The sequence below is a fragment of the Chryseobacterium sp. Chry.R1 genome (assembly GCF_039645525.1).
GTDB lineage: Bacteria > Bacteroidota > Bacteroidia > Flavobacteriales > Weeksellaceae > Chryseobacterium > Chryseobacterium proteolyticum.
The window spans coordinates 1,811,248-1,826,143 of sequence record NZ_CP151793.1; the positions used below are offsets into that span (position 1 = coordinate 1,811,248).

Consider the following 14,896-nt stretch of genomic DNA (forward strand, 5'->3'; position numbering starts at 1 on the left):
TTCTAAAATAGCTAAAATCATCAAAAGTTCCGAGGCTTCAGAAATTGATTGGTCATATCGGGCTTAACAAAATAGTAAAGCTTCCTTTTTATAGAATTTAATCCATAGAATTTATAAGCACAAAATAACGGTATGCAAGAATTCCTTTTTGTAACTTCGTTAGTGAAGAAGGATCCTTATCACTTAATTTGGGTAAGATCTTTTTATTGATCGCATTCAGAATGCGGAAAAATGATTTTTTCATAACTTTATAATTTTAATGAGAAACATCATTGAAATTATTATCATTCAAAAATGATGCAATTATTTTAACCAATATAAATGATCGTGTATGGACGAAATTTTTAAACAACAGGTTTATGAAATTACAAAGCTTATTCCCAAAGGGCGAGTATCTTCTTATGGAGCCATTGCCAAAGCAGTAGGATATCCCAATCATTCACGTCATGTTGGAAAGGCTATGGGTGGATGCCCAAAAGATGTTCCTGCCCATAGGGTAATTTCCAGTTCAGGAATTTTATCTGTAAAAGAATTTCAGCCTAAGCTGGAAGCAGAGGGTATTGTGGTTGAAAATTTTAGAATTAAAAATTTCAAGAAACTTTTTTGGGATCCTTTAAGTGAATTGTAGAATTTACTTTCTTGCTTTTAGGGTTTTTATTTCTGCCTGTAATTTCTGGTTCTCGGCTTTTAATAAAGAAATATATTCCTGAAGGTTTTCAACAATGGAAAGTGGAATCGTATTGTTGTTATATTGATACACTCCCGATGCAGAACTGTCGTTAAATACAGGATGATCATTATTGACAACAATTTGGGAGTCATCTTCTTCATAAATGTCTTCCATAGTAACATCGAGGAAATTAGCAATCTTTTCCCATTCAGCCCTTACGATTTTTACATCTCCACTTTCTTTTCTGCTGTAATTGGAAACATCCGTAGCAATGATATCAGCAATTTGTTGCTGAGTATATCCCTTTTTCTTTCTTATTGATCGTAGCTTTTCTTTTTGCATCTCGCATTTTTATACAAATATGCAAAAAATCACACAAATTTGTATCTGTGTTGTACATGAAAAATGCAAAAAATCTGCAACAGGATTATGCATTTTGAATGTTTTGACTTTTATAGTTTTGGAGTACAACAAATAAAAAAAACAACACAATGAGAAAAAAATTACTTATGGCAGGAGTGCTATTCCTGCTGATTTTTCAGGCATGTTCTTCAAACGAAGATTTATCAACGGGACAGAATTCCAGCACAAAGACAACTCAAAAAAATGTTTTAAGAACTGCGAGATCAGATTCCGGAACTTTATCAGATTATGTATCTACCCAGCTCAGCATTCAGACGCAAATCAGGAATCTTTTGGATAATGAAAAAGATGCAGACTTTTCAATGATTCAGTCGGGAATTGATAGGGTTAAGACCGTAGAAGAACTTGAAAGTCTTTATAATTCTGCAAAAATTGGAAGAAGCAGGGAGCTGATTTCTCTGTATGAGAAAATGAATGATAATAGTTTAGCCTTCAGAGAATCTAATGCTGATTTTTATTCAAAATATACAGAAGAAGAAAGAACAAGAATGCTGACAAATGAGGTAGATTTGCAATTGAATTATAAAGAAACTACTGATACTGCCGATCGTAGAAGGAATTGCCAATCAGCATTTGTAACTGCTGGTAATCGATGTATGAGAAATTATGCCATAGAAATTGGAGGTTCAGTTTTGGTTGGTGTTTTTACTGGTGGAGTTGGTGGAGTTATTGCAGGAGGTATGGCTACCACGCATATGATAGTGTGTAATTCAGATGCTGAAACTGACTATAGAAGCTGTGTAAGAAGCGGAGGGATACGATAAGATTTAGAATATAGAATATGAAATTTAATAAGTATATTATAATAATAGTAATGGTTATGCTAATACTTACTCCACTGTTTACAAGGGATAGTGTATGGCGTATCATTTTTGAATGTATCTCTTTTATAATTTTCTTTATCCTTATTATTTCAGCCTGGAGGGAACGTAATAAAAATGCTGTTATTGCTTATACTTTTTTAATAGTTATTTCAACTATTCAATTATTCGATAAGGAAGATAGGTACTTTTTTGTTCAGGTAATTCTTTTGATGATAATGCTTGTTCTGGCAATCTTTAAATCGAACCGATCAGAAAATAAAAATGGTATAGAATAAGCGATCAAGGATGAAGCTTAGTTTTCTAAGAACTAACTAGGATTTAGGCAAATTATCATAGAATAGTCTTATAAGAAAAAAGCGATACAGATTATCTGTATCGCTTTTGTTATTTTATTTTTCAAGCTGCTTGTAACTTCTTTGGATGAAATCTGTAAGATCTTTTCCTTTCAATAAATTCTGAGAAAGTTTCGCAAGATCTAAAGCGTATTTAATCAGGCTTGCTTTCTCTTCCTGGTTTTCTGTTTTTAAGATTTGACCAGCGAATTCACTGTTAGAGTTTACGACCAGATTATACATTTCAGGGAAGCCTCCCATTCCAAACATTCCACCTCCGCCTGTTGCCTGCATATCTTTCATTCTTCGCATAAACTCAGGCTGCGTAATCGTAAAAGGAGCATCCGTACTATCTAAGTCTTCCAGCTGAACCGTGAATTTTGCATCACTGATGGTTTCCTCTACATTCTTTTTCAATGATTCCTTTTCAGAATCATTAAGCTTGGAGATTACAGGTTCATCTTTTTTGATCAGATTGTTAACGTGATCCGCATCTACTCTTACAAATGAAACCTTTTCTTTAGTACTTTCCAGCTTTTGAATAAGGTGAGGTACAATAGGAGAATCTAAAAGAAGCACTTCGTATCCTTTATCTTTTGCAGACTGGATGTAGCTATGTTGCTCATCTGCGTTGGAAGCATAAAGAATGATCAGGTTACCATCTTTATCAGTTTGTGCAGGTTTGATTTTTTCAGTCAATTCATTCCATAGGAAGTAAGTTCCATCAACTGTAGGATATAAAGAAAACTTATCGGATTTTTCATAGAATTTCTCTTCAGAGATCATTCCGTATTCAATTACGATCTTGATATCATTCCATTTTTTCTCATAGTCTTCACGGCTTTCATTGATAAGGGAAGCCATTTTATCTGCTACTTTTTTAGTAATATAAGAAGAAATCTTTTTTACAGCACCGTCAGCCTGCAGATAAGAACGTGAAACATTCAATGGAATATCAGGAGAATCAATGACACCACGAAGAAGCATTAAGAAGTCCGGAACAATTCCTTTTACTTCATCGGTAACAAATACCTGATTCTGATACAGCTGGATTTTATCTTTTTCAATATTCAGGTTGTTAGCCAGCTTTGGGAAAAATAATATTCCTGTCAGATTGAAAGGATAATCAACATTCAGGTGAATATTGAATAAGGGTTCTTCAAATTGCATTGGATACAATTCGTGGTAGAACTTTACATAATCCTCTTTCGTGAGGTCAGTAGGAGCAATTGTCCATGCCGGATTCGGGTTGTTGATGATATTGTCCACTTCCTCTGTTTCAGCAACAGCATCTTCCGGAGCACCTTCCGGTAATGGGAGAGTGTGGGTCTTTGTTCCAAACTTAATAGGAACAGGCATGAATTTATTATACTTTAATAGTAACTCGCGGATTTTTGATTCCTCCAGAAATTCGGTTGAATCTTCTGCGATATGAAGAATAATTTCGGTTCCTCTTTCAGTTTTATCTGTAGTTTCTTCGAGTGTAAATTCAGGGCTTCCGTCACATATCCAACGAACAGCAGGTTCATCACGGTAAGATTTTGTAAGGATCTCTACCTTCTCAGCAACCATGAAAGCAGAGTAGAATCCCAGACCGAAATGTCCGATAATTCCTGAATCTTTTGCACTGTCTTTATACTTTTCCAAGAATTCTTCGGCACCTGAAAAAGCCACCTGATTAATATACTTTTCGACTTCTTCGGCCGTCATTCCTATCCCCTGATCAATAATATGAAGAGTCTTTTCTTCCTTATTGATTTTTACTTCAAGTTTAGGATTTCCATATTCCACCTTAGCTTCACCAATGCTTGTTAAGTGTTTTAATTTTAGAGTAGCATCAGTGGCATTGGAAATTAATTCTCTTAAAAATATTTCGTGATCACTGTAAAGAAATTTCTTGATAAGTGGAAAAATATTTTCCACAGAAACATTAATATTTCCTTTAGTCATAATAATTTAGTTTTGATTTGCATAATTCTTCTCAAAAAAAATACCATGAGGAAGAAAGTGACAGAATGACACTCTTGAACTTATAATGAAACAGGAGCTTCATGTAATTTTGTCAAAGAAATATCTTACTTTTAAATCTTTAAAATTATTAAAAAAATGAAGTTGAAATGTACAGTTTTTATTCTGCTCATCATGACCTGTTTTGTGTATGGACAGAAAAAACCTCTAGATCATTCCGTTTACGATAGCTGGCAAAATATCGGGACAAAAAAAATCTCAAATAATGGAAAATGGATTGCCTATTCCGTAGATGCTCAGGAAGGAAATTCTAACCTTTTTCTGCACTCAGTTAAAAATAAAACCTCAAAGAAGTTTGCAAGAGCAACAAAATTGGATTTTACCAATGATTCCAGGTTTGCTGTTTTTCAAATCCGTCCGCAGTATAAAGATATAAAGGCGGTAAAAGATAAAAAGCTGAAAAAAAATAAATTAACGAAAGATAGTCTTGCAATAGTTGATTTTTTCAATGATAAAACTGAGAAAATTCCTAATGTGAAATCATTTAAAGTTCCTGAAAAAGCAGGTTCTTTTGTTGCTTACCTTTTGGAAAATACAAAAGATAAATCCTCGGATGATGCTTCTGATAAAGAAGATGGAGACGAAAATAATGATGAAGATAAAAATGTAAAACCATTACAATTGGTGGTACGAAATTTATTGGATGGAAAAAGTACAACATATGATAATGTAGTACGTTATGAGTTCAGTAAAAACGGAAGACAACTGGTTTTTGTAACTAAAAAGCCGGAAGAAAAGACTAAAAAAGAAGATAAAGATTCTGAGGGTGAAAAATCTGCAGATAAAAAAGAAACTGACAAATCAAAGCCAAAGAAATATGCATTTCAAACCGTACAGGTAGTTGATCTGCAAAAAGGGACTGTATCTAAGGTTTCAGAAATGGAGGGCGATTTTTCACAGTTGTCTTTCGATGAAGAAGGAGACCAACTGGCATTTGTGGGAACTGCTTCTGCACAAAATGACCTGGTGAAATTATATCAGCTGTATTACTTTAATTTTAAAGGAAATAAGAAGGAGATTATAACCAATGAAAATGCACAGATGAAAAAGAATTGGGCAGTTTCTGAAAACAGGTTGCCTTTATTCAGCAAAAACGGAAAACAATTGTATTTCGGTGTTGCGCCAAAACCTGTTGCAAAAGATACTGCGATGATTGCCAACGATCATGCTGTTGTGGACATCTGGAATTATAAAGATGATTATCTTCAAACGGTACAGTTAAAAGAATTGAAAAACGATCTTAAGAAATCCTATGCCGCAGTAATGCAGACAGAAAAGCCTGGTTTATTCAGAAATATTGATGGAGAAGACTTAGATACTTTAAGATTGGTGAACGAAGGAAATGCTGAATTTGCATTAGGGATTACCAGTATCAATAACCGTATTTCCTCTCAATGGGAAGGCTCTACAAAGAAAACCTATTTTCTGATTGATAATAAGACAGGCGAAAGAACAGAAATTATAAAAAATCTTGACGGGGCAGTTGCCATATCTCCGCTTGGAAAATTTCTTGTGATTTTCAACAAAGAAAAAGGAATGTGGCTGAGTTACAATGTCAAAACAAAACAAACTCTTCCTCTCAATAGCGGGTTGCCGGTTTCTTTTGTTGATGAAGAATTTGATATGCCGGATTTTCCAAATTCTTATGGTATCGCATCATGGACGGATAAAGATGAATCTGTAATTATAAGAGATCGCTACGATCTTTGGGAATTCTTCCTGAACGGCTCAAAAAAGCCAAGGAATATCACGAATGGCTTCGGGCGCAAACATAAAATAACATTCGATACATACGACTTAGATAAAGATGTAAAAAGCCTGAACCGGAAATCTTCCATTTATTTATCAGCTTTTGATAATACATCCAAAGCAAACGGAATTTTCAGAACAACCATTCAGTCAGACGCTGATCCTGTAAAAATCCAAATGGAAAATGTCTGGGGGTATCGAAGCATTCAAAAAGCTAAAAATGCGGAAGAATATATTTTGGTAAAAGAATCCTATACAGAATCGCCTGATATTTTCGCAACATCAGATTTCTTGGAACAACAAAAATTAAGCAATACAAACCCACAGCAAGCTCTTTATAATTGGGGGACGAATGAATTGGTCAACTGGACAACACCAAAAGGCAATTCATCTACAGGAGTTTTGTACAAGCCTGAAGATTTCAATCCCAACAAGAAATATCCTATGATTGTTTACTTCTATGAGAAGCTTTCGGACAATCTGAACCGTTATATTGCTCCTGCTCCAACACCTTCAAGATTAAATATTTCTTACTTTGTGAGCAACGGATATTTGGTTTTTACGCCGGATATTTCATATACCGATGGTTTTCCGGGTGAATCCGCAATGGAATATATTAATTCCGGAGTTGAAAAATTAAAGCAGAATTCATGGGTAGAGGGTACTAAAATCGGAATCCAAGGACAAAGCTGGGGCGGTTATCAGGTTGCTTACCTTATTGCTCACACAGATATGTATGCTGCTGCGTGGAGTGGTGCTCCTGTTGTCAATATGACCTCTGCATATGGGGGGATCAGATGGACCTCAGGAATGAACAGGCAGTTTCAGTATGAAAAATCACAGAGCAGATTAGGGAAAAATCTTTGGGAGGCACCAGATCTTTACATTAAAAATTCACCGCTTTTCACGATTGATAAAGTGAAAACTCCGGTAGTCATTATGAGTAATGATAAAGATGGAGCGGTTCCATGGTATCAGGGAATTGAAATGTTTACGGCATTACGACGTCTGGGAAAACCCGTTTGGCTTCTTAACTATAATGGTGACGACCATAATCTTGTAAAACGACAGAACAGGAAAGATATACAAATCCGCGAGCAGCAGTTTTTTGATTATTATCTTAAAGGGGCTAAAGCACCGGTATGGATGACAAAAGGAGTCTCTGCAACCCAAAAAGGAAAAGATTGGGGCTTTGAACTGACGGATGATAAACCTTAACGATGAAAAAATCGGCGGACGAAATGTTCCGCCGATTTTTTTATTAAAAGATTAAAAGATTAAAAGATTAAAAGATTAAAAGATTAAAAGATTAAAAGATTTTTTAGTAAATCTCATCAATATATCTTACAAAAATACCGGCGGCCAAAGTGTATTTTCTCACTTGTGAGGGTGGGAAATAGAGTAAAAACAAAAGACAGCTTGAAGGCTGTCTTTGTTATTGATTTTGATTTGAAAAGTTATTTTGATTTATTTTTCAATTCTTCTTTAATTTTATTCTCCAGTTCTTCAGAAAGTTCAGGATTGTCTTTAAGAACGTCTTTTACCGCATCACGGCCTTGTCCTAATTTTGTTTCATCATAGCTGAACCATGAACCGCTTTTCTTTACTACTCCTAGCTCTACAGCCTGATCAAGAATTTCTCCTGTTTTAGAAACTCCTTCTCCGTACATGATATCAAATTCAGCTTGTTTGAATGGAGGAGCTACTTTATTTTTAACAATCTTTACTTTTACACGACTTCCGATTGCTTCGTCACCATTTTTGATCGGTGCACTTGCCTTTCTGATATCTACCCTTACTGAAGCATAAAATTTCAAGGCATTACCACCGGTTGTCGTTTCAGGATTTCCAAACATTACACCAATTTTCTCTCTCAGCTGGTTGATAAAAATTACGGTACATTTTGTTTTTGAAATTGTTGCAGTCAGTTTTCTTAATGCCTGAGACATTAATCTTGCATGCAGACCCATTTTGGAATCACCCATTTCTCCTTCAATTTCTGCTTTAGGAGTAAGAGCGGCAACTGAGTCGATTACTACAATATCAATCGCTCCTGAACGGATAAGATTGTCCGCAATTTCCAGGGCTTGTTCACCATTATCCGGTTGAGATATAATAAGGTTCTCTAAATCTATTCCTAATTTTGCAGCATAAGTTCTGTCGAAAGCGTGCTCTGCATCAATAAATGCTGCAATTCCACCTGCTTTTTGAGCTTCTGCAATAGCGTGAAGTGTTAAAGTTGTTTTACCGGAAGATTCAGGTCCATAAATCTCAATGATTCTTCCTCTTGGATATCCTCCTACTCCCAATGCAATGTCTAATCCTAAGGATCCGGAAGGAATAACTTCTATTGTATTATCAACAGAATTATCTCCCAAAGTCATTACAGTTCCTTTTCCGTATGTTTTATCTAATTTATCAAGCACTAGAGCCAGTGCTTTTTTCTTATCGTCAATGTTACTCATTTCTAAAAAATAATTTCTCAAAAGTACATAATTTTGGAATCAAAAGCTAATATTTTTCAATTTCAAAGCGTCTTTTTAAAGTTAAAAAAACAATAATTCTGATTGGTGAAATAGTGGCTATCTCATTATGAATGAAATAATAGCAAACTAAAAAAGCAGATCAATTTAATGGAAGTTGGAGCCCGATGTTATTCTTAAATAGTCTTCCAGAACTTTAAGGTGTTTTTTATTACCCGCTTCAATTCTTGCTTTTCGTCCTACTAAAGTATTATATATAATATTAGTTGCTTTTTTTACCTGAGGGAAAACTTTTTTATTCGAAACCTCAGGAATATTCAATCGCTTACAAACCTCATCGTCCAGTAAAAACCAGGTACAGCAAATATGAAGATACCGTAGATTTCTTCTTTGAAAGCTGAACTTTAATATAGGATTCTCCAGGGATTCATCGAGTAATGAATGGGCAAGAAGTACAGAGTCTTTATCCGAAGGAGGCTGGATGGATGACCATAGATAAAAATATTCCGTAGCCTGTTTTTTATGATCAGGAAGGAGGTGTTCGGGAATGCCCAGCAAATAACCGACATATTTCCATAGGTGAAAAATACCAAGCTCCTCTTCATTTGAAAAGCTATTGCCCAGTTTTTTTAAGCTATGAAGAAAAACCAAACTAAAACCTATATAGGTGGCCATCATATCCCAGGAATTGATAGGTTCTCCCCAGTTTTCCGTATCCCAATCAGCATAATGCTTTTTAATCGAAAGTCTTGCATATGAATGAATAAGACGTGTTTTTATAGTAAATTCATAGCCTTTGGCATGAATATCCAGGGCATGGTAACGGGTTACATTCACCCAGAAATCCAATGTTTCAGAAAGACGTTTTACGGCTCCTTTTTTCAATGCTTCTGTTACAATAAGGGGTTTATTTAGGTAGGCATAATCATAACCTCCAATTAAACAATAATCCCTAAGAGAGATGAGGGCATCTAGTCCGCTTCGCATACAAAGCTCCGCGCCACTTTTCAGCAATTCTTCATTTAGCCATTCAGGTTTTTTCTGAACTTCTTTGAAAAGTCTTTTAACGCTGTCCGGAACCTGATCGTTTTCAGAAACTCCATTTCTGATGTATTTCTCGATTTCCCTGGTAGCTTCGTGAAATTTTTTAGTAAAATAGACATCTTTTACCACCTGGTCACCGGTTTCGTCAACGTGATAATAATAGGGAGAAAATTGCTCAAATTCGCTGAAACTCACTTCTGCACCGGAAAATTCAATAAGCAGTTTTCCGTTACCCTTTTGCCAGAAATCTTTGAAATGAGGTGAATTTTTAAAACGGGGATGTACGATTGATCTTTCCATCAATTATAAAAGTACAAGTTTTACGCCGAAATACCTCTGTGAGATTTATCAGCATGGAGAGTATATGTTTACTTCAAATATATCTTTTTATAATAGTTATATAATGCCCCATTCAAAAGCCTTTTTCAAAAGCTCTTTACCATTTCTTGAATTGGTTTTTGTAAGGATGTTTTTTCGATGAGAACGAACAGTATGCTGAGATAAAATAAGCATTTCGGATATTTCTGTTCCCGAATATCCTTTTGCAATCAGAGAAAGGATCTCTACCTCTCTTTTAGTGAGATTTTCGAGTGTCTGATGGGTTGATGAGGAGGGATTGTCTATTGTCATCTGATGAAAATCGGCTCTGGGGCCAATCCCTGAAATCAGGACGGTATAAGGATTTTGCTTTGTTATATGATTGATGTTGGTATGTATATTAATGGATTGTACGAGGTTCCCATTTTCATCCTCCAGGGTAGGAATAGCCTGGTGATGGAACAACTCATAATTTCCTTTTGCAGTCTTCATCCTGAAGCAGTAACTCGATTTTAAGTAGAGATGATGTTCCGGGCCAATTTCAATCATTTTAGATACAACAGCCTGTTCCGCTTTTATTACAAAAGGAATGTCTTCAGGATGGGTGAGATCTATGACTTCTTTAAGGTTTTCAGGATTTTTTTTTAAACCATGTAATTTTAAAATATTTTCATGATGATGAGAGAGGGTACTGTTTGTAAGATTTAATACATAATAATAAAATTCTCCGATTGCAAACATCTCACCAATGATACGTTCGATGGGGGGCGTCTTCAGTATTTCTTTTTTTTCCTTTCTTGTAGCGGGATATCTTTCCCAAACTTCAATCAAGGGATGTTTTTTTTCAGCGTCTTTCATGAAAATAGTCTTTTTTAGATAGTTAATATTTTCTTAAAAATACCCCTAAAGGGGGATTTTTTTGTGTTGAAAAAAATGCAAAATTTGTTATAAACTAATAACCCTGAAAACTTGATTTTCAAAACTGTTTGAGAAATTTTATTTTGATTATCTGTTATGGTAATTAATTTTATTTGTAAAATGCATTAATTTATTTAACTAAAATAAGCATAAAATAATATATTATTTTGTTTTTATTTTGTTTTTAATAATTGTATTTTAAGTTTGAATACGGAAAGGAAATGTTTTCAGGAAAATAATGGTTTATACTTTCTTTATTAGTTGTTTGGAAATGGTAAACTAAAAACCCCACTCACATCATGAGCGGGGTTTGTGTTATTTTAAATGTTTGATTCTTATAAAGAAGCAGCGTGAACAAGCATGTCAACTAATTTATTAGAATAACCCATTTCGTTGTCATACCAAGAAACAAGCTTTACGAAATTAGGTGAAAGCATAATACCTGCGTCTTTGTCGAAGATTGAAGTTCTCTTATCACCTACGAAATCCTGAGAAACAACTGCATCTTCAGTGTATCCTAAAATTCCTTTTAGTTCCCCTTCAGAAGCTGCCTTAATAGTAGCGCAGATTTCTTCGTAAGAAGTAGCTTTTTCAATTCTTACTGTAAGGTCAACTACAGAAACGTCTACTGTAGGTACTCTGAAAGACATACCTGTAAGTTTTCCGTTCAATGAAGGAATTACTTTTCCTACAGCTTTAGCAGCACCGGTAGAAGAAGGAATAATATTATTCAATGCAGCTCTACCTCCTCTCCAGTCTTTCATTGAAGGACCATCTACAGTTTTCTGAGTAGCAGTTGTTGCGTGAACAGTTGTCATTAAACCTTCAACGATTCCAAAATTATCGTGGATAACTTTAGCTAAAGGCGCTAAACAGTTTGTTGTACATGAAGCGTTAGATAAGATTTTGATATCATCTGTAAGTTCTTTGTGGTTTACACCCATTACGAACATTGGAGTATCATCTTTAGAAGGAGCAGAAAGGATTACTTTTTTTGCACCTGCATTAATGTGAGCCTGAGCAGCATCTTTAGATAAGAAAAGACCTGTAGATTCTACAATATAATCAGCTCCGATTTCATTCCACTTCAGGTTATTTGGATCTTTCTCAGCAGTTACTCTGATTTTCTTTCCATTTACTACAAGATCATTACCTTCTACAGATACTTCTCCTGGAAAGATTCCGTGTACAGAATCATATTTTAACATGTAAGCCATGTACTCTGCATTGATAAGGTCATTGATTCCTACTACCTCAATGTTATCTCTTTCAGTCATTGCTCTGAAAACAAGACGTCCAATTCTACCAAACCCGTTGATACCTACTTTAATTGTTGACATAATATTTTGATTTTTACAATTATAAAAATTAGATTGCTAATATTTCTGAAATCAGTAAAAGGTCTTTATTGATTTCATTATGTTTTTTAATGGCTTCTTCAATAGGAGTGTATACCATATCGTTGGAACGCATTCCTGCCATTACATTTGTTTTACCTTCCATTAATCCTACCACGGCTCCGTATCCCAGTCTGCTCGCAAGAACCCTGTCTGCACAGCTCGGAGATCCTCCTCTCTGAATATGTCCCAGAATAGCTACGCGAATGTCATAGTCAGGAAACTCCTGTTTTGTCTGCTCTGCCAGTTCATAAATATTCGCCAGTTTCTCTCCCTCAGCAACAACTACGATACTGGAAGCTTTTCCGGTTTTTTCAGCATTTCTGAAAGTCGCAAAAAGCTCATCTACACTGTCCTTTTTTTCAGGGATAAGAATATCCAAAGCTCCGGTTGCCAGTCCACTATTCAATGCAATAAATCCAGCATCCCGACCCATAACCTCAACAAAGAATACTCTGTTGTGAGAAGTGGCTGTATCACGGATTTTATCAATAGCTTCCATAGCAGTATTCAAAGCCGTATCATATCCAATAGTATTGTCGGTACCGAAAATATCATTGTCGATAGTCCCTGGAACACCAATTACTCTGATACCAAATTCTTCATTGAAGATCTTCGCCCCTGTGAAAGTTCCATCTCCACCAATACACACAATAGCATCAACACCATGTTTAACGCAATTATTGTAGGCTTTCTGACGTCCTTCTTTAGTTCTGAATTCCTGGGATCTTGCGGACTTTAGGATAGTTCCGCCCTGGTTGATTATATTTTTTACGGAACGAGGACCCATTTTTAGGAAATCATCGTTGATAAGCCCATTGTAGCCTTCTCTTATTCCGTAACATTCGATATTATAATAATTTGCCGTTCTTACCACCGCCCTTAATGCAGCATTCATACCCGGGGAGTCTCCGCCGGAAGTAAGAACTGCAATTTTTTTTACAGCACTTTCTTTCATCTAGTAAAAAATTTCGAACACAAATTTACAAAAACAAGTTCAGATTATAGTAGTAAGTTGATAATACTTTTGAATATAAATTGTTAAAAACTTCTAAAGTTTGTTGGTTTAAAAATATATCTCGCAGTTTTTGTTTCGTTAGCTTTTACGTCTAAGTTGTACCATGGAGATCTGTTTTTATCAAAAGGATTGGAAAGAACATGGATAGATTGGGCAGGAGTGAAACCTTCACTTAGTAAAAACAACTTTTTCCCTTCTTTATTTCTGCAAGCACCACTTATCAATACAACATGTCCAGGACTTCCTGGTGTAATAAGAATGTCTCCGCTTTTTAAATCCTCACTTTTTAAAACCGGTTTTGTTTCTTTATCTAATGAAATAGTCCCTGCATAATTAAAGATCAGATTTAGATAACTTCTGAAATTTTGAGGCGAGTCATCGAAAGGGGCTGTCTTTTTGAAATTAACAGAATTACCATTGACAAAGGCCCGTGTTCCGTTTTTATAATCTTTCCAGCTCAGCAGATCACCATTTGTAAAATGAAATTGAATTTCATCTTGTCTTTTATTTTTAACTAAATATTCTGCCCTTAGCCGGATCACCGCATCTGCACATTGTTGAAGATCCTGATCTCCGGTATCGATATCAAAAATTGCTTCATGCAGATGCTGGGTAGATATTGGATTTCCGTCATATCTAAGTATCTTGCTTTTATAGGGTTTTAAAGTGAAATTTTCGAGAAAATACCCGAAAGATTCTTGTTTTTCATCAATCCATTCATATCCCTGAGGTGCAGAAAACCTTTCTTTGATAGTATTTTTATCGGTATGAACCAAAATTTCTGATCCTGTCCCGTTATCTATTTCAGATATTGCATTTCTTTTCTTATCAGGAATACAGCTGATAATACTGATTAACACAATTGTACATAAAGTTTTTCCTGCCATCTTATGGTGTTTTTATTTTACATTACCTCTTTTCTGTCAGGTACTTCCAGTACCTTTTTGGGACATGCTGAATATGGAGCTTTAGATTTTTTCTTTCTGTAATATTGGTTTTTATAAAGTAACGTTGCCATAATTTTTGATATTGGCTCTCTTCATCATGGAATTTCTGCTCATATTGATCAAGATCCAGTTTTTCATCAGGATAAAAGAAGTCACAATTTTCAAGATCATACAAAATTCCATAATTTCTTCTGAGGTCATAAATCATCCACTTTTGATCCTGATATCGATCTTTAAAATGTTTTCTGATCAGGGGAATAACGTTGAAGTCAGGATCTATTTTTGCAAAGAAAACGCCATCCTGCATTTTCTCAAACCTTACAAATGCCGTCATCCGATGCCTTTCTCTGTCTACGGATTTACATATTTTCGATATTTTTAAAATATCACTATCCGCATAATTCTGAAGAATATTTTCATGAGGATGTTGTACAGATAATTGTATGGCTGAAAGGATAATTCTTTCTGATTCCGGATCTTCTGATAGAAAAACTTTCAGCAATTGATGGATTCCGGATCTCCCTATGTTCTCTTCCAGCTTCTTAAAAACTCTTTCTGCTTTTTCTGTCTGAGTGACTACTTCGTGGGTTTCTGCAAAAATATTTTCCTGATGATATTGATTTTTGCCGAAAATTTCAACGTCTTTATAACGGTATTCGAATACTTCAAACACTGCGGTTAAAAGTCCGTCAAAGCTTCCGTCGTAGAGTAGGGTAGTCATTTATTTTATATGGCAGTTTAATAA

At 35.1% G+C, this 14,896-nt stretch carries 13 protein-coding genes; 3 read left to right on the forward strand and 10 right to left on the reverse strand.

Annotated features, from left to right (window positions below; translation table 11 throughout):
• Positions 1–97: 97 nt before the first annotated feature.
• A complete protein-coding gene (locus AAEU33_RS08370) occupies positions 98–244 on the reverse strand; it encodes a hypothetical protein (protein ID WP_172280458.1) in 147 nt (48 codons plus the stop codon).
• Between the two features lie 87 nt (positions 245–331).
• Here AAEU33_RS08370 and AAEU33_RS08375 point away from each other — a divergent pair, with 87 nt between their 5' ends.
• Complete coding sequence (locus tag AAEU33_RS08375; protein WP_345991995.1) at positions 332–628, forward strand: MGMT family protein; 297 nt, start codon at positions 332–334, stop codon at positions 626–628.
• A 3-nt stretch (positions 629–631) separates the two neighbouring features.
• Here the strand turns inward: AAEU33_RS08375 and AAEU33_RS08380 are convergent, their stop codons facing one another.
• Entirely contained in the window at positions 632–1,012 is a 381-nt protein-coding gene (locus tag AAEU33_RS08380) for a helix-turn-helix transcriptional regulator (RefSeq protein WP_345991997.1), read from the reverse strand.
• Positions 1,013–1,161: 149 nt separating this feature from the next.
• Between AAEU33_RS08380 and AAEU33_RS08385 the strand changes: the two genes are divergently transcribed.
• Complete coding sequence (locus AAEU33_RS08385; RefSeq protein WP_345991999.1) at positions 1,162–1,857, forward strand: hypothetical protein; 696 nt, start codon at positions 1,162–1,164, stop codon at positions 1,855–1,857.
• 449 nt (positions 1,858–2,306) lie between these two features.
• Here the strand turns inward: AAEU33_RS08385 and htpG are convergent, their stop codons facing one another.
• Positions 2,307–4,199, reverse strand: coding sequence for a molecular chaperone HtpG (htpG, locus tag AAEU33_RS08390; protein WP_172280450.1), 1,893 nt, complete (start codon positions 4,197–4,199; stop codon positions 2,307–2,309).
• A gap of 156 nt (positions 4,200–4,355) precedes the next feature.
• Between htpG and AAEU33_RS08395 the strand changes: the two genes are divergently transcribed.
• Positions 4,356–7,244 (forward strand): prolyl oligopeptidase family serine peptidase, encoded by a 2,889-nt coding sequence (locus tag AAEU33_RS08395; RefSeq protein WP_345992001.1) that lies wholly within the window; start codon positions 4,356–4,358, stop codon positions 7,242–7,244.
• Between the two features lie 239 nt (positions 7,245–7,483).
• On the opposite strand, the gene recA is transcribed toward AAEU33_RS08395, so the two are convergent.
• From recA to AAEU33_RS08430, 7 genes are all read right to left on the reverse strand, one after another.
• A complete protein-coding gene (gene recA / locus AAEU33_RS08400; RefSeq protein ID WP_172280446.1) occupies positions 7,484–8,491 on the reverse strand; it encodes a recombinase RecA in 1,008 nt (335 codons plus the stop codon).
• A 165-nt stretch (positions 8,492–8,656) separates the two neighbouring features.
• Positions 8,657–9,853 (reverse strand): oxygenase MpaB family protein, encoded by a 1,197-nt coding sequence (locus AAEU33_RS08405; RefSeq protein WP_345992003.1) that lies wholly within the window; start codon positions 9,851–9,853, stop codon positions 8,657–8,659.
• Between the two features lie 96 nt (positions 9,854–9,949).
• The gene (locus AAEU33_RS08410) at positions 9,950–10,729 is read right to left on the reverse strand and encodes a LuxR C-terminal-related transcriptional regulator (protein WP_172280443.1); all 780 of its coding nucleotides are present in this window, start codon (positions 10,727–10,729) and stop codon (positions 9,950–9,952) included.
• A gap of 395 nt (positions 10,730–11,124) precedes the next feature.
• Positions 11,125–12,129 carry a type I glyceraldehyde-3-phosphate dehydrogenase gene (gene gap, locus AAEU33_RS08415; RefSeq protein ID WP_172280441.1) on the reverse strand — a complete coding sequence of 335 codons (1,005 nt, stop codon included), beginning with the start codon at positions 12,127–12,129 and terminating at the stop codon, positions 11,125–11,127.
• 28 nt (positions 12,130–12,157) lie between these two features.
• The gene (gene pfkA, locus AAEU33_RS08420; protein ID WP_172280439.1) at positions 12,158–13,144 is read right to left on the reverse strand and encodes a 6-phosphofructokinase; all 987 of its coding nucleotides are present in this window, start codon (positions 13,142–13,144) and stop codon (positions 12,158–12,160) included.
• 83 nt (positions 13,145–13,227) lie between these two features.
• On the reverse strand, positions 13,228–14,091 hold the full coding sequence (locus AAEU33_RS08425) for a DUF4846 domain-containing protein (RefSeq protein ID WP_345992006.1): 864 nt from the start codon (positions 14,089–14,091) through the stop codon (positions 13,228–13,230).
• A gap of 22 nt (positions 14,092–14,113) precedes the next feature.
• A complete protein-coding gene (locus tag AAEU33_RS08430) occupies positions 14,114–14,872 on the reverse strand; it encodes a TIGR03915 family putative DNA repair protein (protein ID WP_273649410.1) in 759 nt (252 codons plus the stop codon).
• Between the last annotated feature and the right edge of the window lie 24 nt (positions 14,873–14,896).